Origin of the sequence: Anatilimnocola floriformis (assembly GCF_024256385.1) — a bacterium.
Classification (GTDB): Bacteria; Planctomycetota; Planctomycetia; order Pirellulales; family Pirellulaceae; genus Anatilimnocola; species Anatilimnocola floriformis.
Genome location: NZ_JAMLFW010000001.1, coordinates 3,386,258 through 3,408,448 on the forward strand (window position 1 = coordinate 3,386,258; position 22,191 = coordinate 3,408,448).

Below are 22,191 nucleotides of genomic sequence, written 5' to 3' on the forward strand. Positions count from 1 at the left end.
CATCACTATTCCCCGCCGCACTCCGATAATCGGCACAATTGGCCGCGCTTGCCGAATGAATCTCGTCAGAATCGGCAAAACGTGCCGAATCGTCCGACCTTTCCGATTAGGCGAGCGCCGAGGCTGTGTGGGCTTTTGACGACAGGTGGTTTGCAAGCTACATGCCCGTAGCGATTCATAGCGGGCAGCTTAGATCGGCAATCCCCGAATGTCCTTCCGCTGAAAGCACACAAGCATGCAGGCCACGATGAACCCCACCTTATCCGCCCCCACCGGATTGCTCGGCGCTCCGACCGGCGAGCTCGTGCTGAAAATCTGCGGCGGCGAACACGACGGCCGCGTTCTGCGACTCACGGCCGCCAAGTGCCTGATCGGTTCGGCCCCCGGCTGCACGCTCCGCTTGCGAGCCCGCGGCATTCGACCGGTTCATGCCCTCATCATGCGCGGCACGGCGGGAACTATCATCCGCTCGTGGTCGAACGACACCCAGCTCAACGAGCGGGCCTTTGCCGAAGCGCTGCTCGAAGCAGGCGACAAAATCCAAATCGGACCAATCACGCTGTCTGTCGACGAGCTCGCGCAGGGAACACCGTCGCCGCGCGTGCTGCCACCGAGTTCACCTGAACCGATTGAAGCTCCGCCCCGCCGCAGCACCCGCAACCGTCGCAAGCAACTCTTCGGCGCTCTCCGCCAGGAACGTCAACAGCACGTTGATCTGAAGACCACGATCAACAACCAGCGCGAGCAGCTCGCCTCGTTCGAACAGCAGATCGAGAAACTCCAATCGGCAGTCCAGAACGCCACGACCAACAGCGGCGAGTGGGCCGTTGCGCAGGCGATCGAAATTCCGGACGATGCCGATCGTTTGAACCAGCAGTTGGCCAAGACCATCGCTCAGCTCCGCAAGGAACTCGATGCTGCCGCCAAACGCCGCACGATGGAACAACAAACGGCCGCTCGCCAACGGGCGACAGCCGAAGAACAACTGCAACAGCGCCACCAGGCCGAACTGGCTGAGGTCCGCGAACAGCTGAAGTCTCAACAGCAGCTCGAACTGCAGGCCGCCACTGCGAACGCCAGCGAAAAACTTCAGCAGCAGCTGATCGCCGCCGAACAGCAACGCGCCAGCCTGGCTCGCGATCTGGAATCGCTGAAGGCCGCCCTTGATGCCAAAACAAAGAGCGAAGAACTAGGCCGGCAGGCGATTGCTTCACAACTGGAACAGCTGTCGCAAGCCTATGACCTCGTCAGCCAGGAGCGCGACGAACTCTTCGAGCGATTGCACGCCGAGCAGCAAACATTCGATGGCCAGTCGTTCGATCTGCAGTCGCAGCTCGCCGAAGTCCGCCGCGACGCGAGCGCCGAAATCGCCGAGGTGCAAACCGCGGCTCAAGTGCAGATTTCGCAACTGCGGTCGGAATTCGCCCGCCGCGAACAGCAGTTCGACGAAGAGCTGATTGCCCGCACCAGCAGCGAAGGGATGCGCAGCGCCGCCGATGCCGAGCGAATTCAAGCACTGACCGCCGAGCTTGAAACCATTCGTAGCGAAGCCAAAACCAACGCCAGCTCGCAATCGCAGCAGCAAGAAGGCTTCACTCAAGCCCGCAAACGGCTCGAAGCCGAAATCGCCGCGCTCAATCAGCGTCTGAAGCAGAGCGAAGAAGCCGTTCACGAAGCTCGCGCTAATTCCGGCCAGTTGCAATCGGCCGTTCTCGCCGAAGCGGAACAAGCCCGCGCTCAACGCGACGGCGTCCGCGAGCAGATGCTCCGCCAGCAGCAAGACTGGACCGAGTTCCGCAGCCGGCTCGAACTGGCCGCCAATGAAGAACGAGATCTGGCTCGCACCCGTTACGCTTCGCTCGAAAAAGAGTTCGAAGCCGCTCAGGAACAATGCCTCACGGCCAAGGCCGAGAGCGAATCGCTTCAAACTCGCCTCGGTCAGTTGCAGATCGAACTCGAGCAGAGCCAGGAGGCGCTCTTCGCCGCCGAGCATGGCGTGAATCAACGCCTGCAGCAGATGACGGTCAGCATGGAAAGCCTCCAGCTCGATCGAACCAGCGAACAATCGCAGCTCGATCAGGAGCGGGCCGAATTCGATCGTGAACGCAATGAGCTCGCCCAGTGCGTGACCGACTTGCAGCACGAAGTGACTCGCCTCACTGCCGAACTGCAGACCGTCGCTCAAGCTCAGGCCTCGCAAGCCGATGATCAGCTGCAAGTCGCGCAGGCTCAACTGGCCGAATGGCAAACGACGGCTGAACAAGCTCGTGAACAAGCGGCCGAGCTGTCGCAGGCCGTTACAAAGTTCCGCCAGCAGGAACAGATCTGGCAGCTCGAGCGCGAACAGCTCGACTTCCAGCAACAGTCGTCCAACGAACGTCTGCAACAGCTCGAAGCTTCGATCACGGAGTTGCAACAGCAGCTCGACGAAGCCCAGCGGGCCGTCGCCGTGACTTGTCCGCCACCTGCTATGGTTGCGCGTCAACCGCAGCCGCAGGATTTCGGCGGCACGATCAATATCAACAATCAAGACCTGGCCGCCCTTTGCGAGCAAGCCAACGAAGCCGCGCCCGCTCTCCTCGCGCCGCGACTGAGCGAGTCCCTCGATACGAACAAGTCGGCTGCGCTCCAGGCCCGCGAGGAAGCCCTGCACGCGCAAGCCCAAGAGCTCGCCGAACAGCAGACCAATCTTGAAGAAGAGCAAGCCATCGTCGCCCGCCAGCGGATCGAATTGGAATCGTTCCACGCGTCGCTGCTCGAACTCGAACGCTCGCTCACCGAACGGGCCGAACAGCTGTTGCATCCCGCTCCGCTGCCAGATCCGAACGCGAGCTACGTCAGCGCTGATTTCCACGATCACAGCTACGGCGCTGGTCCGGATCGGGAATCGAATCCCCTTTCCGAGAGCGAAGCCTTTGCCGCCATGGCCGATCAGGTCGCGGCGCTCTACAAGCCAGAAGTCGAAGCAGCTCCGGCGCTCCTGCATGGGCCCGAAGACGTCGTCGAAGAACACGCCGAAGAAGAGTTCTACGGAAACATCATTCCGTCGAGCCCGGTTGCCGAAGACTTTGCCGCCGAATCGCTGATCATCTCTTCGCCCACTGCAGAACAAGACGAAGCCTGCCAGCCGATTGCAGAACTGCCGACGGAAGCTCCGGCCATGTTTGAATCGGTGCAGCCAGAATCGGCTGCAGTCATCGCTCCGAGCGATGCCGATTTCGATCAGCAGCTCGAAGCTCGCATCGCCCGCGTGATGCGCCGCGAACGGACCGACTGGAGCACTCCCACCGCGGAAGCCACGCCCGAAATCAACGCCCCTGAATCGGCCGAAGAAACGCCGCCGCCAACCCAATCGCAAGCGGTCAACAGCGTGCTCGATCGGCTCAAGGAAGCCGGTCTGTGGAAGGGTGAAGGTACGGCCAAGGCTGATCAGCTTCCCAGTTCCAGCCCGCCGATCGATGAGGGTGGTCCAGGTCTCTGCCGCTTGAGCCAAGTGGGACCGATCGGCGCCGAATTGGCCGATCAGGTTCACAACGAAGCTGCCGATGAGGAAGAAGTACAAGAAGAGGAAGAGGCCGACAATCTTTCGCTGCTGTCGCGTCCGAGCCCGACTCGCGCGACGTTGGCCGAACCGCCAGCGAAGGAAGACGAATCCGACGACTCGATCGAGTCGTACATGTCGCGTTTGATGCAGCGTTTGAAGACGACCTCTGGCGAGGAAGAACCCGCACCGAAAAAGCAGAGCGGCGGCAACGCTTCGCGTCAGCCAGCCGCAGCCAAGCCGGCCGCAGCACCAACTCCGGCACCCAAGCCAACCGATTCGAAGCCCCTCACCAGCCTGTCGGAAATTGCTCCGCGCAGCCAGGCTCCAGAGCTGAATGCCAATCTCGCTGCGATGCGTGAACTGGCCAACTCTGCCGCTCGCGGCGCGATCGAAACGCACCGCACGAAGAACAAGCAACAGCGCGTGAACATGCGGACCATCAACACCCTAATGGCGTTGCTGGTCGCGGCTGGCTTCACGTTTATGTGGACACGCACCGGCTCCTTCCTGGCTTTGGGCGGCATTACTTTGAGCATGGTCTGGGCCGTCGGCAGCAGTGCGATGGCAGGCATGTCGACGCTGATGCTCCGCCAGGAAAAGCGCGATGCCGCCGCCGCCGAATCGGCCGACGAAGACAAAGCCGAAGAGCAAACTGCCTAGTATCTGCTACGGCGCGCAGTAGCCCGCGCCGGCCGTTTGAGCGACAATGGTTGCACTCGCATCTTCGCGGTGCAGCCTCATCTCTCGCTCTGGATCGGCACGTATGGCCTTGGAACGTTTGGGTCCCTATCGCCTCGAAAAAACACTCGGCCGAGGCGGCATGGGGGCAGTTTTTCTCGGCATTCATCAAGAGACCCTCGAGAAGGCCGCCGTCAAAGTTCTCGCCACGCACCTGGCCGACGATCAGGTTTTTCGCGAGCGTTTCAAGTCGGAAGTGCAAACGCTCAAGCAGCTGCTCCATCCCAACATCGTCAAGCTTCACGGCTATGGCGAAGAAGATGGCCATCTCTATTATGTGATGGAATACGTCCCCGGCCGCAACCTGCAGGATGAAATGGCTGCGGGCAGGCGTTTCACTTGGCGCGAAGTCACTCGCATCGGTGTGCAAGTCGCGCAGGCGCTGAAGCACGCCCACGACCGCGGCATTGTGCATCGCGACCTGAAGCCGGCGAACCTACTTCTCACTGACGACGAGCAAATCAAGCTCACCGACTTCGGCATCGCCAAGCTCTACGGCGGCACACACGTCACTGCCGATGGCAGCGTGATGGGGACGGCAGACTACATGAGCCCCGAACAGGCCCGCGGCAAACAGGTCACCAGCCGCTGCGATTTGTACAGCCTCGGCAGCGTGCTCTATGCGTTGCTCACCGGCAAGCCGCCGTTTGCTGGGAAGTCGCTGACTGAAGTCATTCACAACCTGATGCAGGAAAAGCCCATCGCGTTGCGACGGTTGGCTCCCGATACTCCGGCCGAACTCGAATCGATCGTGCTGCAGTTGCTGGAAAAAGAGCCGCAGAACCGCATTCCCACAGCGATCGCCGTGGCCAATCGTTTGAAGGCGATGGAGCATGCGCTGTCGCTCGAAACTCGGATTGAGGTGCCCGGCAAGGAAGGTACTTCGTCGCTCGACAACGACGACTTCGAACTTCAGCCACTCGATGATTCTCGTCCCGCGTCGCGGCTAACAGCTCGCAACTCGAAGGCGAATGCCACGGTCGATATTCTCGGCAGTGACGGGCTGAGCGCCCTCGAGAATCCATCACCACTCCACTCTGGCGAAATGCCGACGATCATTACCGGCCCGGCGCCGAGTCCGCTCGCCGGCAAACCAACGCAGGCCACCGGACTGAACGGCGTTAGTCCGTCGGCCGTCACCAATGTGGCGGATCCCGATGAATATATAGTCGCTCCGACGCCGCCGAAGTCGACGCATTTCACCACCATCAGCGATGCCGATCTGCGTGGCACGCGGGCCGGGCATGATCACAGCGAATCATCGCTGGCAGAATGGGCCAAGATCGGCGGCGTGATCGTTGCCGCCCTGGCCCTGATCGGCGCGATGGCGTTTTTTCTGACGCGTGCACCATCTGCGAACTCACTGGCAGCAACAATCCAAAAAGCAGTCGACACCAACGGTAACGACGGCCTGGTCGAAGTCGATAGCGAGTTGCAGCAGTTCCTCACTCGCTTTGCCGATGACCCGCGGGCGGAGCAGATGCGCGGCTACGCCCAAGAAGTCGAGCTGTATCGATTGCAGAAAACCTTCGAACGCCGAGCCCGCCGCGCCAGCGAGGAAAAAGGGCTGCTCCCCGTCGAACGACTCTATCTGCAGGCGCAGAAAAACATCACGGCCGATCCGGCGACGGCACTCGCACAGTTCAAAGCGATCGTGCAAATGCTCGCCGGAGACCGCGACCCAGCGGCTTCACCCACCGATCAACGGGCCGCTGAGCAATGCCTGCAACTCGCCGAGAAACAGATCTCGCAACTGGAAAAAGTGGTCGAAGTCACCGAGCGTCAACAGCGACTGCTCATTCGGCGGCAACTCGAGCGGGCCGCGAAACTGGCGACCGACAAACCGGATGAGGCCGAAGCCCTGAAGCAAAGTATCATCACACTTTTCGGCGACAAACCCTGGGCCGCCGATTTGGTGGAAGAAGCACGCAAGCCGTAGCTGCCATCTGCCGTTAGTCGCCCAATCGCAGCGGCGTGGGAAACTCGAGCGTGAACTGCGTGCCGCGGCCGGCTTCGCTGTGGACGTCGATGCGGCCGCCGTGAGCTTCGATGATCTTGCGAGCCGTCGGCAATCCCAAGCCGGAGCCGCCGTTCTTGGTCGTGTAGAAGGCATCGAACATTTTCATCGCGGTTTTGCCATCCATCCCGCAGCCGGTGTCGATCAGGTCGAGCGCGACGCCGCTGCGCGTGAGGCGTGTGCGAGCGACGAGTTGCCCGCCGTGCGGCATGGCTTCGAGGGCGTTCTTCACCAGGTTGACGAGCGCGGCTTGCACCGTTTCCGGTTCGATTTTCACGCTCGGCAGATCGGGATCGAGCAGGCGCAAAATTTCCACGCCCGTTTCCGCGGCCTGGGGCGCGAACAAGTCCAGCACGCGCTCGATCTGCTCGTTCAAACTGCCGAGTCGCAGTTCCAGATTCCGCAGCCGCGAGAAGCGAAGAAAGTCATTGAGCAAGTTCTCGAGCCGCGTGCATTGCCGCGTGACCATCTCGATTTTGGCCAGGGCCCGCCGTTCTTTGGGAGTTTGCGGATCGGCAAAATCCTCGGCGAGCAACTCCATGTTCATGCGAATCACGGAGAGCGGATTTTTGATCTCGTGCGCGAGCGACCCAAAGAGCTCCGCCAGTTCGGCGTACTGCGTCCGCAACTCATCAATGTCAGCCGTCAGCGGAATTTCGTCGGCCATCGCCGGCCCTTTTTTGCGTGTCACTGGCTCTGCCAGCTGACCGGCAAGTGACGCAGCACCTTGCAAACACGGCCGAAAGGCAGAGACTATTTTGACACAAGGAACCCAACCAGCAAAGAGCCACGCACCCGGTAAGCTTACTTCAACTTCGCCGGCGCGTTTTTCGACTTGGCTTTCTTGGCGACCGGCGCCGTGTGTTTCGGCCTGATGAAAAGCAGCCGCAAGAAAGCTTTGGTCTCGCTGCCAATCCCGGGCGAAGTGCTTTCGCGCGGGCCGGCAATGTTCAAAATCAGAATCTGCTGTTTGCACAGCCAGCTGCGAATATTTCTGAGCTGCGCCGTGCTGCCCGGTTTCAACTGCACGCAGCGATAAGTCTTGCGCAGCCGCTGCGCATACTTGCGCGTCAGCGATGAGCCTCGCGTGAGTTTTCCTCGATAGAGAATGAGCGTGCCGTCGGCATAGTCGACATTCTTCTCCGTGCGCACCCAATAATCAGCAGACGCCGTTTCTTGCAAACGAAAATGAGTCGCGATCGGACCATCTTCGGCGAGTCTTCCCTTCGGGCAAAAGCCGCCGTGGGGAATACCCAGTTCGATTGCAACTTCCAGCGCTGCGCGATCGACACCGGTTTGGCCGCCGGAGACAATCATTTTGACGTAATGCGGCAGCAGCGGCGCAGCTTCTGTTTCGATAGCGGCGGACGGCTTACTCTTCGCTGCCTTGGCCATCGCCTCATTTCCTTTCGGCAACGCGCAGCTTCGCACTGCGGCTGCGCGGATTGGCGGCAAGTTCTTCGGGCGTGGCGGTAAGCGGTTTTTTGGTCAGCACATTGAGGCGATCGTCGTTACGAAAAGCCTCCTTCACGCGGCGGTCTTCCAGCGAATGAAAGCTGATCACCGCAATTCGCCCACCCGGCGCGAGGAGCGCCGGCAACTTCTGTAGCGCCTTCTCGATTCCCTGCAATTCCTGATTCACGGCAATCCGCAGCGCTTGAAAGGTGCGCGTGGCCGGATCAATGCCGTCGCCCGAACGGGGCACGCACTTGCGAACCAGCGTAGCCAATTGCTCCGCCGTTTCGATCGGCTGGATCGTCCGCGCGGCCACAATTTGCTTGGCAATTCGTCGGCTGAGTCGTTCTTCGCCGAATTGATAAATGAGATCGGCGATTTCGTTCTCGCGCAACCGCATTAGCATTCGCGAAGCCGGTTCCCCTTCGGTCGGATTGAACCGCAAATCGAGCGCGCCGCTGCTGTTAAAACTAAAGCCGCGGTTTTCATCGGCCAATTGATCGCTCGATAGGCCCAGATCGAGCACGATGCCATGAACGGCGGTGACGCCCAATTCTTGCAACAAATCGGGCAACTCGAGATAGCTCGCCGTCGCCACTTTCACCGGCAGCCCGCGGAGGTTCTGTTCCGCCGCCGCTACGGCAGCCGGATCGCGATCGACGGCCAGTACATAGCCGGAGCCGTGCAATTTCTCGGCCAACAAGCGGGTGTGGCCGCCACCGCCGAGTGTGCCATCGAGAATGATCTGGCCGGGCTGCGGCCGCAGCCACTCGACGATTTCGGCCGGTAAAACGGGGATGTGCAGGGGCAATGATTCCATGCCGCAAGATACTGTCGTCGCCCGCTCCGCGAAAGGACGCGTGTGCAGCGGCAGTTCGGGGGTATTCGACCAAAGGAGATGCTTCCATGCACCTCCAACTGGGTCGAACCCGATCCGCTCTCGCGGACCGCTGCGGCAGAGGACTTCTTGCCCTCCTTGACTGGCGGCCGAGTTACGGGAATCTCGACGGCGAGTGCAATCGGTGGCCGCTCATTGCACTCCCTTTGCCAGTGCCGTTCACGAACAAACTACGCAAAAATTTCGTGACAAATCAACGAAAAATAATTCAATAGTAAGAAGCAAAACCTGACGAACAATTCGAATGTTTCTGTGATCTGTTTGAGATAAGCGGTCACCAACCGTCTTGTGCTCAACATACGAATTCAGTCGAACCCGTCAACTGAACGAATGGAGAGTTTGCCGGTCGTGCGGGCAGTTTGGCCGCCTCAGTCACGCCGCAAATCCAGGCCTGAAAAGGACAAGGGACTTCAGAATGCCCCAAAGAGAAATTTTGGGAAATCTTAAGAATGAATTATTTGGCTGTAAATCGTTTCATAAGCACTCGCTAGCAATGCTAGCGAGAATTGCTCGCGAACGCGCTGCTGATTGAGCTCGCCGAGGCGACTGGCAGCCGTCGGCTCGGAGGCCAGTGCTAGCGTCGCATTTTGAAAGGCAGCGGCGTCGTTTTGCTGCGTTAGTTGTTTCTCAGCGAGCGGGCCTAAGATCTCAGCTGCTCCTTCGACATTGGTGCTCACAACAGGCAGCCCCGCAGCCATGGCTTCCAGCAGCACGTTGGGCATACCCTCCCAGCGCGACGGGAGCAGCAGAACATCGGCGAGCTTCAGCAGACCGGCCACTTGCGGCTGCCAACCCAAAAAGTGAACGCGGTTGGCAATCCCGAGTTCGCCCGCCTGCTGCTGCAACGAAGTTCGCTCAGGACCATCGCCGACAATCAGCAAATCGTGACTTGGCCGCTCCGCGAAAATCCGCGGCAGGAGCGGCAGCAGCCAATCGAACCCCTTTTGCTTATCGAGCCGGCCGATGCAGATGAAAAATCGTTGCTGAGATGGCAGCCCGAGCGCCGCGGCATCGGCGGGTGCAGCATCGGCGAATTTTGCCACATCGACGCCGTTGGGAACCACACATAACTTTGCACGCGGCAGCCTTGCGGTGTTCGCCGAGAAATCGGCCACGCTCTGGCTGACGCAAACAAACTTTTGCACCAGCGGCTCGATCCACCAGCGTTCGGCCCGTTGCCGCGCACGACTGGGATCGGCCACGCGGATGCCAGCAACCACTTTTACCCCGGCCAGTTTCCCGGCGAGCGCAGTCACCACATTGGCATGAAACAAAAAGCTCTGCGCGATGGCTGGCCGAAGCGTTCGCAGCCGGCGCGAGAGTTTCCAAACTGCCGAAGCAAATTGCCATTTGCTACGGGCATTCAAAAATTCGACCGGCACATCGGCTGCCGCGAGTTGGTTCACCAAATCGCATTTTTCTTCGCGAGGCCGAGGCTGCAGCGAGAAGACGTGCGGCAGAAATTTCGCTCGATCAATCCGCAGGGCCAGTTGCGTGAACGCGCGTTCGGCGCCGCCGGGCTCCAACTCGGTGATCACAAGTGCCAGTGGTTGCGGGCCAGATTGCATGCGGTGGGGCGGGTGACGAGTGGCGATCGGCAGCGACCTCCTATGTCGCGGGCCGCAATTCCCCTATACTCGCCCGCGAGGCCAGCGTGGGCAAGTCGAACTGCCGCGGCTGTGCCGATTTCGCGACTCATTTTTGCCGGCCTGCTCGCATTTTCCGCACGCATGACGCAACTCTCCGATTACGACTATGAACTGCCGCGCGATTTGATCGCGCAGCAACCGCTGGCGGTTCGTAGCGACGCGCGCCTGATGATTGTCGATCGGGCCCGCAACACGATCGATCATTCCTACATCCGCGATCTTCCCGACTTGCTGCACGCGACCGATTTGCTCGTCGTGAACGACACTCGCGTGATTCCCGCGCGGCTGGTCGGACGTCGCGAGCGAACCGGCGCTCGCTGGAGCGGCTTGTACCTGCAGAGCGATGAACACGGGGCGTGGCAGATTCTGAGCAAGACTCGCGGCAAACTGGAACCCGGCGAAGCGATTCAGGTTCTCTCGTGGGACCTCCGCGAGCAGATCCGCCTGCGCCTTCTCTCTCAGCTCGAAGGTGGAGCCTGGGCCGTTCGTCCCGAACCAATGGGTGAACCGCTCGAGATTTTGAAACGCGTCGGCCGCGTGCCGTTGCCGCCGTACATTCGCGATGGCGAAATGACCGACGAGGACGAAGCCGCCTATCAGACTGTCTTCGCCAAATCAGCGGGCGCTGTTGCGGCGCCGACGGCTGGGCTGCACTTCACGCCCGAACTGCTCGCGAAGCTCGAACAGCGCGGCATCCAAAAAACGGCCGTCACGCTGCACGTCGGCATCGGCACCTTTCGCCCCGTGAGTGTCGAGAAGCTCGAAGATCACTTGATGCACTCCGAATGGGCAACCGTCAACCAAGCCACCGTCGATCAGATTGCCAAGACACGGGCTGCGGGAAATCGCGTCGTCGCCGTGGGAACGACGGTCGTCCGCACGCTGGAGTCAGCCGCCCAGAGTGGTACGCTGCAACCGTTCGCCGGCCAGACGAATCTGTTTATTCGCCCACCGTATCAGTTCCACACGATCGACGCGCTGCTGACGAATTTTCACTTGCCCAAGAGCACGCTGCTGGTGCTCGTGCGGACATTCGGTGGCGACGCGCTCATCAAGCGCGCCTATAAGCTTGCAATCGAGCAGCAGTATCGCTTCTTTAGCTACGGCGATGCGATGCTGATTGTCTAACGTTCACCGACCGGCTTCCACTTGCGCTCGGCCACGCCGTTGTAAATGGCGCGGGGGCGGATCAGGCGGTTGTTGTCGAGTTGCTCGATGGCATGAGCGCTCCAACCGACGACGCGGGCCACGACGAACAGCGGCGTGTAGAGATCAATCGGCAGGCCCAAGTAGTGATAGAGGCGGGCGCAGGGCCAGTCGACGTTCGGCGGCAGCTTCTTTTCGTTCCGAACGATCGTTTCGATAATCTCAGCCGTTTGCTCCATATCGTCGTGGCCGGTTTCTTTCGCCACTTCTTGCGTCAGTGTCTTGAGAAACACGGCCCGCGGATCACCGTCCTTATAAACGCGATGGCCGAAGCCCATGATGCGGCGTTTGTTGGCGAGAGCGTTGCGAATCCAGCCTTCGGCTTCGGCGGGCGAACTGACTTCCTGCAGCACTTCCATAGCCCGTTCGTTAGCCCCGCCGTGGAGCGGACCTTTCAACGCGCCGATGCCGGCGGTGATGGCAGAGTGCAAATCGGAAAGGGTCGAGACGACGCAACGAGCCGCGAAGGCCGAGGCGTTGAATTCATGTTCGGCATACAGGATGAGCGAAACATCGAGAGCTTTCACCTGGCGAGCGCTCGGTTTTTCGCCGCGAAGCATCCACAGAAAATTCGCCGGCAGGGGCAACTGCGGATCGGCGGCGACGGGTTCTTTGCCATCCTTCAAGCGTTGCCGGGCCGCAACGATGATCGGCATCTTGGCGATCAGTCGTTCGGTCTTGCGAACGTTGGCTGCGTGGCTGTTGTCGTTGACTTCCGGTTCCCAGTGCGCGAGCAAACTGGCCGCCGAACGCAGGACGTCCATCGTCGACGCGGAATGCGGAATCGAACGAAGTGTCGCGATGATTTCCGCAGGGACAGTCGCGGCAGCGCCGAGACGCTCACGAAATGCTTTCGCTTCGGCAGCCGTCGGCAGTTCGCCGTGCAGCACGAGGTAGGCAACTTCCTCGTAATTGGAGTTCGCGGCGAGATCTTCGATGGTGTAGCCGCGATAAGTGAGGCCCGTTTCGACGGTGCTGACAGCGGTTTCGCCGGCGACGACGCCTTCGAGGCCGGGAGAGTAGGTTTCGCTCATGTTACTAGTCACAGTTGAATGGAGAGGTTTGTTGCAGCTCGGCCCCTCACTCCAGCTCTCCCCGAAGTACCGAGGAGAAGGAGTGTGAGAGATTACTGACCGCCGAAGTGAGCGCGGTCGCGTTCTTCGAAGTCTTGATAGTCGAGCAGGTCGTACAGTTCTTCGCGCGTTTGCATGATGTCGAGCAGCGAGGCCTGCGAGCCTTCGTCGGCGATCACAGCGAGGGCGGCTTCGGCGGCTTTCATGGCCACGCGCAAGAGCGTGACGGGGTACACCACGGCAGAGTAACCCATCCCCGCGAGGTCGTCGAGCGTGAGGATCGGACTCTTACCAAACTCCGTCATATTGGCCATCAGTGGCACTTCGATCTCGCGCGCAAAGAGGTCGAATTCCTCCGCCGTGGCGAGTGCTTCCGGGAAAATCCAATCAGCGCCGGCAGCGATGTAGGCTCGCGCGCGGGCAATCGCATCTTCGATATTTGTCACGCCGCGGGCATCGGTTCGAGCGATGATCACGGTTTCTGGATCACTCCGGGCGCCGACGGCAGCGCGAATCTTCGCGCACATCGTTTCGGTATCGACGAGCGTCTTGCCCGAGAGATGACCACAGCGCTTCGGCAGGACCTGATCTTCGAGCTGAATCGCAGCAGCGCCGGCGGCTTCGAGCTCGACAATCGTCCGTTCGACGTTCAGCGCCCCACCGAAGCCGGTATCGGCATCGACAATCACAGGCAGCGTCATCGTACGAGTGAGCAACGTCGTCTGCTGCGCGAGTTCGGTAAGCGTAAACAGCCCGACGTCAGGCAAGCCGAAGACGCTCGCGGAAAAGGCAGCCCCCGACAGATAAACGGCGTCGTAGTGCATCCGTTCAATCAAACGGGCGAACAGCGCGTTCGGCGCGCCGGGAATTTGAATCGTCGATTCCTCGACGAGCAGCCGCAGTTGCTTGCCGGGCGAAGCATAGTCGAGCGGGCCAGACGAATCTTCGTGGTCATGGTCGTGGCCGTCGTGATCGTGGTCGCAGTTTTCGTGAGCCATGGGGAATGCAGAAGTGAGAATGCAGAAGTGAGAATGCAGAAGTGAAGAGGACAGTTTAACGATTAAGTTCCCCGCCCGGGGCCAAACCATTCAATATGTTTGCGCGGGCAGAAGTGAAAGCCCTGGCGCTCGCAGTACGGTATCAGCCAGGCCGAACGCTGGGCTAGTTCGCCGGGTTCGACACCTTGCGGCATGAGCCAGACGCGGTCGGGCGGGATAGGCGCGAACTCGCGCAGCCAGTTTTCCACGTCGGTGCAGTCGGTTTCGCTGTCGATGACGAATTTTAGTTGGTAGTCGTATTCTTCGAGCAGGCGGCGAATGACGGCGGGTTCGTTGCGGTCGCGTTCGTGGCGCGTGGTCCACGCACCGGCATTGATGGGTGTGGAGCTGGCGAGTTTTGGGCTGATCGACATCAAGTCGCAGATCACAGGCAGATATAAAGTGCCGGAGGTTTCGATCGTGATGTGCCAACCCCGCTGCCGGAATTGCTCGGTGAGCGGGATCAGCTCGGCGTGCAGCATCGGCTCGCCACCCGTGAGAATGACGTGCTGCAGCGTCGCACTTTCTCCGGCGGGCATCTTCGCCAGCCAAGGGCCGGGGGTGGTCTTCAGATTTTCCACGACCGACAGGATCTCAGAGACGTCTTGATCCTCTCCTTCCGGCCGCCAACTGGTGAAGGGGGTGTCGCAAAACCAGCAGCGCAGGTTGCAGCCGCTGGTGCGCACGAGTGCGCTCGGCACGCCGGTCAGGCGTCCCTCTCCCTGCAAAGAGGAGTAAATCTCAGCGATGCGCACGTGACTGCGGTTCGGGTCGTAGGAGGAATGCGAATTGTGTGAAACGTTGTCGCAAAATGCATTCTATCGAGACCAGCGTCTGTGCGGGGCTGGCGTAGCGAAGTCTATGACATTGTCCGGCCGAGCGCCGGTTGTAACGGTTCTCGCACTGCGGCAAGGCGCAAGGATTAAATTTCAACGCATCATCCCTGGCGGTTGTGACCTACTTTTTGGAAAGAACCAGGAAGACTGCGCCCGTACCCCGGGTGCGGCTACCATTTCCGTCCCCTCTCCGCCGATCAAGCCGTGAATCAATTGCCCCGCAACATTCCGACCATGCCCGTGCTGTTTCTCGCAGCCACGCTGACGGCGATCGGCTTGTATTGGTGCGTCGACATGTGGCTGGGATCGCCAGCGCCGATCCTGCGTGTTGCATTGCTCACCGGCGGTGCGGCTCTCGCGGTGTTGGTGAGCGGATTGAGCGCCGAACGCCACTTGGCCGCCAGCCAAACCGCACGGCGGTATATCGACATGCTCTGTCAGCTCGATGCCAGCGCCTGGTTGTCAGGCAGCGGCGGCAATATGCCCGATCTGCCGACCTCGAATGCCTTTCGACCGGTGCTCAGCAGCGTGCGCAAGTGTTTGCAGCAACTAGCCGAGCGCGTGGAAGAAGCCGAACATCAAAAGTCCGCCGCCGAAGCCCGTGTGCATCGCGTGGCGATTGAACGCGACCAACTGAAAGAGATTCTCAGCGGCCTGACCGATCCGGTCGTCGCTGTCGACTCTTACGGCAGCGTGATCCTGGCCAACTCGCCTGCCACCAAGTTGCTGCATTTGCCGGCGACCGCCGAACATCCGGCGCTCGAACAACTGGCCCGCTGCGAAGAATTGGTAAGCCTACTCACGGAAACTCGCAAACGGCGTTGCAACAACAGCCGCACGACCGAAGTGAAGCTCGATGACGATGCGGGCCGCCAACACTGGTTCCGCATCAGCTGCCGAACGTTTGCCGATGAAGCGGGTGCAAACTCAGCCTTGCCCGCCAGCCAAGGGGCCGTCGCCGTTCTCACCGATATTACGCACGAAAAGGCGATCCAAAAGCGGAACGCTGAATTCGTCTCAAGCGTCAGTCACGAAATGAAAACGCCGCTCGCCAGCGTGCGGGCTTATGTCGAACTGCTCGCCGATGGTGATGCAGAAGACGAAGCCACCCGCGAAGAATTTCTCGGCGTGATCCACAGCCAGACCGAACGCCTGCAACGGCTGATCGATAACCTGCTGAATTTGTCGCGGATCGAAGCCGGCGTGGTCGACGTCAACAAGGCGCCACGCTCGCTCAACGAACTGCTCGAAGAAACCGTCAACCTGTTGCAGCCCGCAGCCGCTCACAAGCGGATGGAACTGGTCACTGACCTCAGCCCGCTGTACCTCGGCGTCTTGGCCGATCGCGACACGTTGCTGCAAGCGGCAATCAACCTCGTTTCGAATGCCCTCAAATACACCCCCGAAGGTGGCCGCGTGACAGTTCGCAGCCGTCTGGCTGACGAGAGCGTGGTCTTTGAAGTGCAAGACACGGGCGTCGGTCTGAATGCCGAAGACAAGCAAAAGGTGTTCGAAAAGTTTTATCGCGTCAAGAAAGACCAGCAGATGGCCGCCGGCACGGGCCTCGGCCTGCCGTTGGTCAAACACATTGTTGAAGACGTGCACTCCGGCCGGATCGAAGTCGACAGCGAACCGGGCCAGGGGAGCATTTTCCGGATTGTTTTGCCGAGCATGAACGCTCGGGATGTTTGAGCGAGCAATCGCAACTCGCAGCGATTGAATCGCAGCGAAGACATTGAGGGAACAACATGACCAAGAAGATTTTGCTCTGCGATGACGAGCTGCACATCCTCAAAGCCGCTGAATTCAAGTTTTCTCGCGCTGGTTACCAGGTAACTTGCGCGAACAACGGCGAAGAAGGTTGGTCCAGCATCGAACGCGAATGCCCCGATGTCCTCGTTACCGATTGCCAGATGCCGCGGCTGAACGGCCTGGAATTGGCAAAGCGAGTGAAGGACCATCCCGCCACAAATCACCTGCCGGTCATCATGCTCAGTGCAAAGGGCTTTGAGCTGTCGCCCGAACAGCTGCGCGAAGAGTACGGCATTATCCGCCTGCTCTGCAAACCCTTCAGCCCGCGTGAATTGTTCGCCTTGGTCGAATCGCTGCTCGACGGCGGTGCTGAACCTTGCGCTGTCGGCATTTCGACCATCACTGCCGTCCCCTCCGCCGTGAGCCGCTGGTTGTAACGACCGCGCGCACGCCGACCGCTCCCTCCCACCCTGCGCACCCGCAGCAAAATCTCGCTCCCGCCCATGAAACTACCCACCGAAATCTTTGGCAACGTGATCGTGGTTCACACGCCCGAAGAACTGAGCGCGGAAACCGCCGGTCAGTTCGAGAATTTTTTGACCAGCCTCGATCGCTCGCAAGTCGTCATCGATCTCAACGGCAGCGAAACCATTGAAAGCGGCGGTCTCGAATCGGTGCTCGACGCTCAAGAAGCGCTGCGTGCCATTGGCGGCGACGTGAAGATCTCGACCAGCAATCACGTGAACCGCAAGATTCTCGAAATGACCCGCCTCGACGAACAGCTCGAAGTCTTCGAAACCGTGATCGACGCCGTCAAAAGCTTCGCCTCCTAACCCCGCCTAAAGCACGCATCATGTTCAATGGCAATCAACCGCCGCGGCTGGGAAATATTCTCGTCGAGAAGGGCGTGCTCACGCTCGAGCGATTGCAGGAAGCTCTCGATCTGCAGAAGCGTTCGAATGGGACGAAACTGCTCGGCGAAATCCTGATCGAGCGCGAATTCGCCACCGAAGACCAGGTGACGGAATGTCTCGCGCAGGTCTATGTCCTGCCCTATGCCAAGCTCGAACCGCGGCTGGCCGATCCGAAGATCGTCGAGGTATTGCCGCGCGAATACATCGAGAAAAATCTGGTTTTTCCGCTGTTTAAGATTCGCGGTGTGCTAACGGTTGCGCTCAGCGAACCGACCAACTTGTTCTTGCTCGATGAAATGAGCCGGGCCACGAACCTGCAAGTGCAGGTGGTCGTCGCTTCGCCTAAAGACATCCGGCGGATGATCACGACGCTGCCGGACAGCAAGACGTTTGTCATCGACGACATCATCGAAGATCACGATCAGAGCGAAGTGACGCTCATCGAAACGGCGATCGACGACATCGGCGATGCCACCGAAATCGCCGGCCAATCGCCGATCATTCGGCTGGTGAACTACGTCATCTACAACGCGGTGAAAGAAGGCGCCAGCGATATTCACATCGAGCCCGCCGAACGTTGCATGCGGGTCCGTTATCGCATCGACGGCCGACTTTATAAGTCGCTCGAAGTGCCGCTGAACCTGCTCAATGCAGTGACCAGCCGTATCAAGATCATGGCGTCGCTCGACATCAGCGAACGTCGCTTGCCGCAAGATGGTCGCGTGCACGTGATGCTTGATGGCCGCAAGGTCGATCTGCGTATCAGCACATTTCCAGGCAATCGCGGCGAAAAGACGGTAATTCGCGTGCTCGACACGCGCAGCGTTTCGCTGAATCTGCGCGACCTCGGTTTCGCCGAAGATGTGCTCGAACCACTGCAAGCCGGTATTCGTGCGCCGAACGGCATCATTCTCGTGACGGGCCCGACCGGTAGCGGTAAGAGCACCACGCTCTATGCCGCGCTGAACGAAATCGCCTGCATGGAGAACAACATCTGCACGGTCGAAGATCCGATCGAGTACCACTTACCGCTGATCAACCAGTTTCAAGTGCAAGAGCGCGTCGGCCTGACGTTCTCGAAGGCCCTGCGTACGCTGCTACGGCAAGATCCCGACGTGATCATGGTCGGCGAAGTTCGCGATGAAGAAACGGCCCGCACTGCCATCCAAGCCGCTCTCACCGGCCACCTGGTGCTCAGCACACTCCACACCAATGATTCGCCGTCGGCGATCACGCGACTCGTCAACATCGGCGTGGAACCATTTTTGATTTCCGCCGCGTTGAATCAAATTCTCGCGCAGCGACTGGTTCGCCGCGTTTGTCCGAAGTGCCGCACTGCGTATGAGCCGCCGAGGCCGCTGCGAAAATCGCTCGAGCGGATGGGCTACGGCATGGACACATTTTATAAGGGCGCCGGTTGCAAGCGCTGCCGCAACACCGGTTACAGCGGCCGTGTCGGTGTGCATGAATTGCTGATCATCGACGATCGCATTCGCGATGCCGTTGTCGCCGAAGCCTCGGTGACGGAGTTGAAGCGGATCGGCCTCGACAATGGCATGGTCACGTTGCGGAAAGATGGCTTTCGCAAAGTGCGCGAAGGTCTGACGACGGTGGAAGAAGTGATTCAGATCACTGGCGAATCGATGGGCAGCGATACCGAAATTCGGGAGGTCGCCGCTGCACTTGTGTAAGCGGTGAATGAACATGACGGCCACTCTCACTTTCGAATACACGGCTCGCGATCCACTCGGCGCAACGCAAGATGGCACCGTGGAAGCCGCGTCGCGCGAAGAAGCCATTCAAAAGCTGCGCCGCGACGGCTTGCAGATTGTCGAACTCGAAGAAGAGAGCGACGCCGGGCCGTTGCTGGCTCCGCGTGTCCGGAAGAACGACATTGTTTACATCACGGGTCAGCTCGCGGTAATGGCCGATACCGGCATTACGCTGTCGGTCGCGCTCGAAAGTATCGCCAAGCAAGAAACCAATCCCACGCTCAAAAAAGTCCTGCTCGACCTGAAAGCCAATGTGGAAGGGGGCGAGGATTTTTCGACAGCCCTTGCGCGGCATCCCAAATATTTTGATCGAACCTATCTCGCACTCATCCGCGCGAGCGAAAAGACCGGTACGCTCGCTGAGATGCTCGAGAACATTTCGCAGTACATGCGAAATCAACTCGAGACGATGCAGAAGGTCCGCGGCGCGCTGGCCTATCCCACGGTGATGCTTGTCCTCGCGACGGGTGTGACGATCTTCTTGCTCACCTACGTGCTGCCGAAGTTTCAGCCGTTATTCACCCGTAAGGGAATCAAGCTGCCGCCGATGACGGTAGTGCTGATGACCGTTTCGAGCGCGCTGCTCGATTACTGGTGGGCCTGGCTGATCGGCGTGGTCGTTTGCCTGGTGATTTTTCTCGTCGGCCGCAAAACTCCGACGGGCCGGTCGATTCTCGATTGGCTCGCCATTCACACGCCGATTATTGGACCGCTGTGCCGCAAGGTGATTTTGAGCCGCAGCGTGCGAACGCTCGGCACGATGGTCGAAAGCGGCGTGTCGATGCTCGACGCGCTGAAGCTGGCTGCCGATGTTTCGTCGAACGTCCATTACGAAAAAATCTGGCTGCACGCGCTCGACCTGGTTACCGAAGGCAAAAGCATCAGTGAATCCCTCTTCGGCAACCCGCTCTTTCCCGGCCCGCTCGTGCAAATGATCGCCGCCGGCGAAGACACCGGCAAACTCGATCACGTGCTCCGCAAAGTCAGCGGACATTACGACAAGGAAGTCGACATCGCCATCAAATCGGCGACGACAATGCTCGAGCCCCTCATGATTACCGTTATGGGTGTGGTCGTCGGCGGCATCGCGATGGGCCTGCTCTTACCAATTTTCTCGCTCAGTCGGGCTCCGGCAGGCTAACCGCCTAGCGGCGCGATGTGACTTCAAATTTCAGATCCTTCAACCCCGCGGCAGGCACATCCTGCTTGAAGGGCGAGTTGGGACCTGAGAACTTGGGATCGACGATGTTGACCTTCACCCGCTCGGTGGGATCCATCGGGTGAGGCGGGCCATCGACAGTGCTCAAAACGTCGATGCGATTGGCGCCGACAAAGACCTTGCCAGTGAAAGCGCCTCCGCTGACAGGCAACGTGATTGGGGGCTCGTTGCCGACATAGCAGCGAAGTTCGCCGGTCATCGGCATCCCATCCAGCGTCACCGTGCCGGCAATCTCGGCTTGTGAGGGAAGCTTATTTGACCCCGCGCCACAGCCGACAATCGCCACGATGGCCATTCCAATAACCAACGAGACAAACGACTTCATGAATGCGACTTTCGATCCTGAAAGAGAAATGCCGACTCTCGGCAAGAGATCGGGCGCTGCACTTCTCAGCGCCCGGTCAGAAACGTCCGTGCGATGCGGACAACAAAGCTACTAAGGATTGGTTTCGCCACCGTCGCGCGTGCAGAAGGCGTGGATGACGGTGGTGTCGGTCGAATCGGTGAAGACGCGGTTGCTTCCGTCAGCGAGCAGCACCACGGCGCCGCCCGGGTGGTAAGAGCTGATCGGGAAGTTGGCACCCACATCATCCGAAGTTCCGCTGGCGGCGTCGCCAGCGAACCCAACCTGGTTGATCCGATAACGGACTGCCGTGCAGTTGAAGTGTCGCTTGTCACTCCAAGTAGCTTGAGTCTCAGTTGCACCGACTGCCGAACCCATCGTCCAGCCATATCGGCCACCGCTGTTGCCAGTCTTCTGCCAGCTGTTAAACGGAGCAGTGACAGGTTTTTGGCTGGCGTCGAGCAGGTGGCGGCTCTGCTCACCAATCATCCACGTATTGCTCGAGCCATCGGTGATCGACGAAAAGCCGGTTTTGCTATTGGCATAGAAGACGCCGTTGTCCGACGCGAGCGATCCCGAGGCTGTCGCGGTGCAGCAGCCTTGCGGATAGACGCCAGTGCCTGATGTGTTAATCGCCGAGCCCGAGATGCCGGTATATGAAACGATCATCTTGCGGGCCGCCGCACCACCGGAGGTGAAAAACTCGGGCACCGCGCTCGATGGACAGCGGTAGACTTTGATCTTGAGATCATTGACTGCCGCAGCGTTATTGGCGTTCGTGTAGCCGCTGGACGACACGAACTGCCACTTGTTGTAGACATTCGCTTGCTCGACGTAAGGGAGCATGTACACCATCCACGAAGATCCCCAGCCAGTCGTAGCTGAGGTGCCGAACTCGTTCATGTCGTTGGCTGAACCAGGCATAAACCGGTTGCCATAGGTATCGTGGAAATTGTGAGCTGCCAAGCCGAGCTGCTTCATGTTGTTGCTGCAGCTGCTGCGGCGAGCCGCTTCGCGAGCAGCCTGCACAGCTGGTAATAGCAACGCGACCAGCACCCCGATGATGGCAATTACCACGAGTAGCTCGACCAGGGTAAATCCTTGGTTACTCCGTCTGCCCATCTTTAACCTTGCGACCATTGCGTTCCCTCGGCTCGGCTAGAAAATAAAAAAATCGAAATGGAGGTGCTGCATGCATAAGGGGCGTTGAACGTCCGCTATCCGGCTTTAAAGGTCGTCGCCGGCGCACACTCAGTCAAGACAAATGCAGCAAAATTATGCGGATTGTCGCATTATTAGTTTTCACTGCGTCAAAAGGGCGCAGTTGGCACGCGACTGTACGGGTGCGAACCATCTCAGATGGCCGTGGTGCGGGGTCGAAGCGGGGTCAGAAACGCGGCCTTAAAAGCTGGGGAATATGAGGATCATACCAGCAAGTTCTGCCTATCGTTTAGGCACGCGCCGCTAAATGCCGCGTCAGTCAGGAATATGCGCAAACCGCAGAGAAAAATATTGCGAGCAGTGAACCTGCTGCAACACTTTATTCAGAAATGACTTGTGCTTTGCGTCCAATTCTCGGCGTCGATTGCACTTCTCGATTGGCACAGCGCGTGCAATATGCTGGAAACGTCAGCGACGAAGACGAAAGAATGAAGAAGTCAAACCTTCACACTTTCTTCCGATGTGCTGAATACACATGAGACAAGATTTGCCCGTCAGCACAATTTCAGTGGAGTTG

Annotated in this window: 17 protein-coding genes; 8 read left to right on the plus strand and 9 right to left on the minus strand. The window is 59.5% G+C overall.

The window, feature by feature from the left end:
* Positions 1–247: 247 nt before the first annotated feature.
* On the plus strand, positions 248–4,204 hold the full coding sequence (locus M9Q49_RS12985; protein ID WP_254509175.1) for an FHA domain-containing protein: 3,957 nt from the start codon (positions 248–250) through the stop codon (positions 4,202–4,204).
* 103 nt (positions 4,205–4,307) lie between these two features.
* Positions 4,308–6,221: a serine/threonine-protein kinase gene (locus M9Q49_RS12990; RefSeq protein WP_254509176.1), complete on the plus strand. Its 1,914-nt coding sequence runs from the start codon at positions 4,308–4,310 to the stop codon at positions 6,219–6,221.
* Between the two features lie 13 nt (positions 6,222–6,234).
* Here M9Q49_RS12990 and M9Q49_RS12995 read toward each other — a convergent pair whose 3' ends face one another.
* The 4 genes from M9Q49_RS12995 to M9Q49_RS13010 all read right to left on the minus strand — a co-directional run bounded on the left by M9Q49_RS12995 (position 6,235) and on the right by M9Q49_RS13010 (position 10,220).
* On the minus strand, positions 6,235–6,966 hold the full coding sequence (locus M9Q49_RS12995) for a sensor histidine kinase (RefSeq protein ID WP_254509177.1): 732 nt from the start codon (positions 6,964–6,966) through the stop codon (positions 6,235–6,237).
* Between the two features lie 137 nt (positions 6,967–7,103).
* Positions 7,104–7,694: a putative molybdenum carrier protein gene (locus tag M9Q49_RS13000; protein WP_254509178.1), complete on the minus strand. Its 591-nt coding sequence runs from the start codon at positions 7,692–7,694 to the stop codon at positions 7,104–7,106.
* Between the two features lie 4 nt (positions 7,695–7,698).
* On the minus strand, positions 7,699–8,574 hold the full coding sequence (gene rsmH / locus M9Q49_RS13005; RefSeq protein WP_254509179.1) for a 16S rRNA (cytosine(1402)-N(4))-methyltransferase RsmH: 876 nt from the start codon (positions 8,572–8,574) through the stop codon (positions 7,699–7,701).
* A 521-nt stretch (positions 8,575–9,095) separates the two neighbouring features.
* Positions 9,096–10,220, minus strand: coding sequence for a glycosyltransferase (locus tag M9Q49_RS13010; protein WP_254509180.1), 1,125 nt, complete (start codon positions 10,218–10,220; stop codon positions 9,096–9,098).
* A gap of 162 nt (positions 10,221–10,382) precedes the next feature.
* On the opposite strand from M9Q49_RS13010, the gene queA reads away from it, so the two are divergent.
* Entirely contained in the window at positions 10,383–11,429 is a 1,047-nt protein-coding gene (queA, locus tag M9Q49_RS13015; RefSeq protein WP_254509181.1) for a tRNA preQ1(34) S-adenosylmethionine ribosyltransferase-isomerase QueA, read from the plus strand.
* Here queA and M9Q49_RS13020 read toward each other — a convergent pair.
* The 3 genes from M9Q49_RS13020 to M9Q49_RS13030 all read right to left on the minus strand — a co-directional run bounded on the left by M9Q49_RS13020 (position 11,426) and on the right by M9Q49_RS13030 (position 14,372).
* Positions 11,426–12,541, minus strand: a complete 1,116-nt coding sequence (locus tag M9Q49_RS13020) for a citrate/2-methylcitrate synthase (protein ID WP_254509182.1) — start codon at positions 12,539–12,541, stop codon at positions 11,426–11,428. The two genes, queA and M9Q49_RS13020, sit on opposite strands and share 4 nt — an antisense overlap.
* A 92-nt stretch (positions 12,542–12,633) precedes the next feature.
* On the minus strand, positions 12,634–13,578 hold the full coding sequence (gene prpB / locus M9Q49_RS13025) for a methylisocitrate lyase (protein WP_254509185.1): 945 nt from the start codon (positions 13,576–13,578) through the stop codon (positions 12,634–12,636).
* A 62-nt stretch (positions 13,579–13,640) separates the two neighbouring features.
* Positions 13,641–14,372: a 7-carboxy-7-deazaguanine synthase QueE gene (locus tag M9Q49_RS13030; protein ID WP_254509186.1), complete on the minus strand. Its 732-nt coding sequence runs from the start codon at positions 14,370–14,372 to the stop codon at positions 13,641–13,643.
* Positions 14,373–14,657: 285 nt separating this feature from the next.
* On the opposite strand from M9Q49_RS13030, the gene M9Q49_RS13035 reads away from it, so the two are divergent.
* From M9Q49_RS13035 to M9Q49_RS13055, 5 genes are all read left to right on the plus strand, one after another.
* Positions 14,658–16,145: a sensor histidine kinase gene (locus tag M9Q49_RS13035; protein ID WP_254509187.1), complete on the plus strand. Its 1,488-nt coding sequence runs from the start codon at positions 14,658–14,660 to the stop codon at positions 16,143–16,145.
* 56 nt (positions 16,146–16,201) lie between these two features.
* The gene (locus M9Q49_RS13040; protein WP_254509188.1) at positions 16,202–16,642 is read left to right on the plus strand and encodes a response regulator; all 441 of its coding nucleotides are present in this window, start codon (positions 16,202–16,204) and stop codon (positions 16,640–16,642) included.
* A 66-nt stretch (positions 16,643–16,708) separates the two neighbouring features.
* Positions 16,709–17,038: an STAS domain-containing protein gene (locus M9Q49_RS13045; RefSeq protein ID WP_254509189.1), complete on the plus strand. Its 330-nt coding sequence runs from the start codon at positions 16,709–16,711 to the stop codon at positions 17,036–17,038.
* 20 nt (positions 17,039–17,058) lie between these two features.
* Positions 17,059–18,810 carry a GspE/PulE family protein gene (locus M9Q49_RS13050; RefSeq protein WP_254509190.1) on the plus strand — a complete coding sequence of 584 codons (1,752 nt, stop codon included), beginning with the start codon at positions 17,059–17,061 and terminating at the stop codon, positions 18,808–18,810.
* Between the two features lie 13 nt (positions 18,811–18,823).
* Positions 18,824–20,032: a type II secretion system F family protein gene (locus M9Q49_RS13055; protein ID WP_254509191.1), complete on the plus strand. Its 1,209-nt coding sequence runs from the start codon at positions 18,824–18,826 to the stop codon at positions 20,030–20,032.
* 4 nt (positions 20,033–20,036) lie between these two features.
* Here the strand turns inward: M9Q49_RS13055 and M9Q49_RS13060 are convergent, their stop codons facing one another.
* Positions 20,037–20,435, minus strand: coding sequence for a hypothetical protein (locus tag M9Q49_RS13060; RefSeq protein WP_254509192.1), 399 nt, complete (start codon positions 20,433–20,435; stop codon positions 20,037–20,039).
* Positions 20,436–20,546: 111 nt separating this feature from the next.
* Positions 20,547–21,593, minus strand: a complete 1,047-nt coding sequence (locus M9Q49_RS13065) for a DUF1559 domain-containing protein (protein ID WP_315861173.1) — start codon at positions 21,591–21,593, stop codon at positions 20,547–20,549.
* Positions 21,594–22,191: the final 598 nt, after the last annotated feature.

What these genes read in the sequence shown, in the direction of transcription:
- M9Q49_RS12985 (WP_254509175.1), top strand. Translation starts at nt 248, where the DNA reads ATGAACCCCACCTTATCCGCCCCCACCGGATTGCTCGGCGCTCCGACC.
- M9Q49_RS12990 (WP_254509176.1), top strand. Translation starts at nt 4,308, where the DNA reads ATGGCCTTGGAACGTTTGGGTCCCTATCGCCTCGAAAAAACACTCGGC.
- M9Q49_RS12995 (WP_254509177.1), bottom strand. Translation starts at nt 6,966, where the DNA reads ATGGCCGACGAAATTCCGCTGACGGCTGACATTGATGAGTTGCGGACG.
- M9Q49_RS13000 (WP_254509178.1), bottom strand. Translation starts at nt 7,694, where the DNA reads ATGGCCAAGGCAGCGAAGAGTAAGCCGTCCGCCGCTATCGAAACAGAA.
- rsmH (WP_254509179.1), bottom strand. Translation starts at nt 8,574, where the DNA reads ATGGAATCATTGCCCCTGCACATCCCCGTTTTACCGGCCGAAATCGTC.
- M9Q49_RS13010 (WP_254509180.1), bottom strand. Translation starts at nt 10,220, where the DNA reads ATGCAATCTGGCCCGCAACCACTGGCACTTGTGATCACCGAGTTGGAG.
- queA (WP_254509181.1), top strand. Translation starts at nt 10,383, where the DNA reads ATGACGCAACTCTCCGATTACGACTATGAACTGCCGCGCGATTTGATC.
- M9Q49_RS13020 (WP_254509182.1), bottom strand. Translation starts at nt 12,541, where the DNA reads ATGAGCGAAACCTACTCTCCCGGCCTCGAAGGCGTCGTCGCCGGCGAA.
- prpB (WP_254509185.1), bottom strand. Translation starts at nt 13,578, where the DNA reads ATGGCTCACGAAAACTGCGACCACGATCACGACGGCCACGACCATGAC.
- M9Q49_RS13040 (WP_254509188.1), top strand. Translation starts at nt 16,202, where the DNA reads ATGACCAAGAAGATTTTGCTCTGCGATGACGAGCTGCACATCCTCAAA.
- M9Q49_RS13045 (WP_254509189.1), top strand. Translation starts at nt 16,709, where the DNA reads ATGAAACTACCCACCGAAATCTTTGGCAACGTGATCGTGGTTCACACG.
- M9Q49_RS13050 (WP_254509190.1), top strand. Translation starts at nt 17,059, where the DNA reads ATGTTCAATGGCAATCAACCGCCGCGGCTGGGAAATATTCTCGTCGAG.
- M9Q49_RS13055 (WP_254509191.1), top strand. Translation starts at nt 18,824, where the DNA reads ATGACGGCCACTCTCACTTTCGAATACACGGCTCGCGATCCACTCGGC.
- M9Q49_RS13060 (WP_254509192.1), bottom strand. Translation starts at nt 20,435, where the DNA reads ATGAAGTCGTTTGTCTCGTTGGTTATTGGAATGGCCATCGTGGCGATT.
- M9Q49_RS13065 (WP_315861173.1), bottom strand. Translation starts at nt 21,593, where the DNA reads ATGGTCGCAAGGTTAAAGATGGGCAGACGGAGTAACCAAGGATTTACC.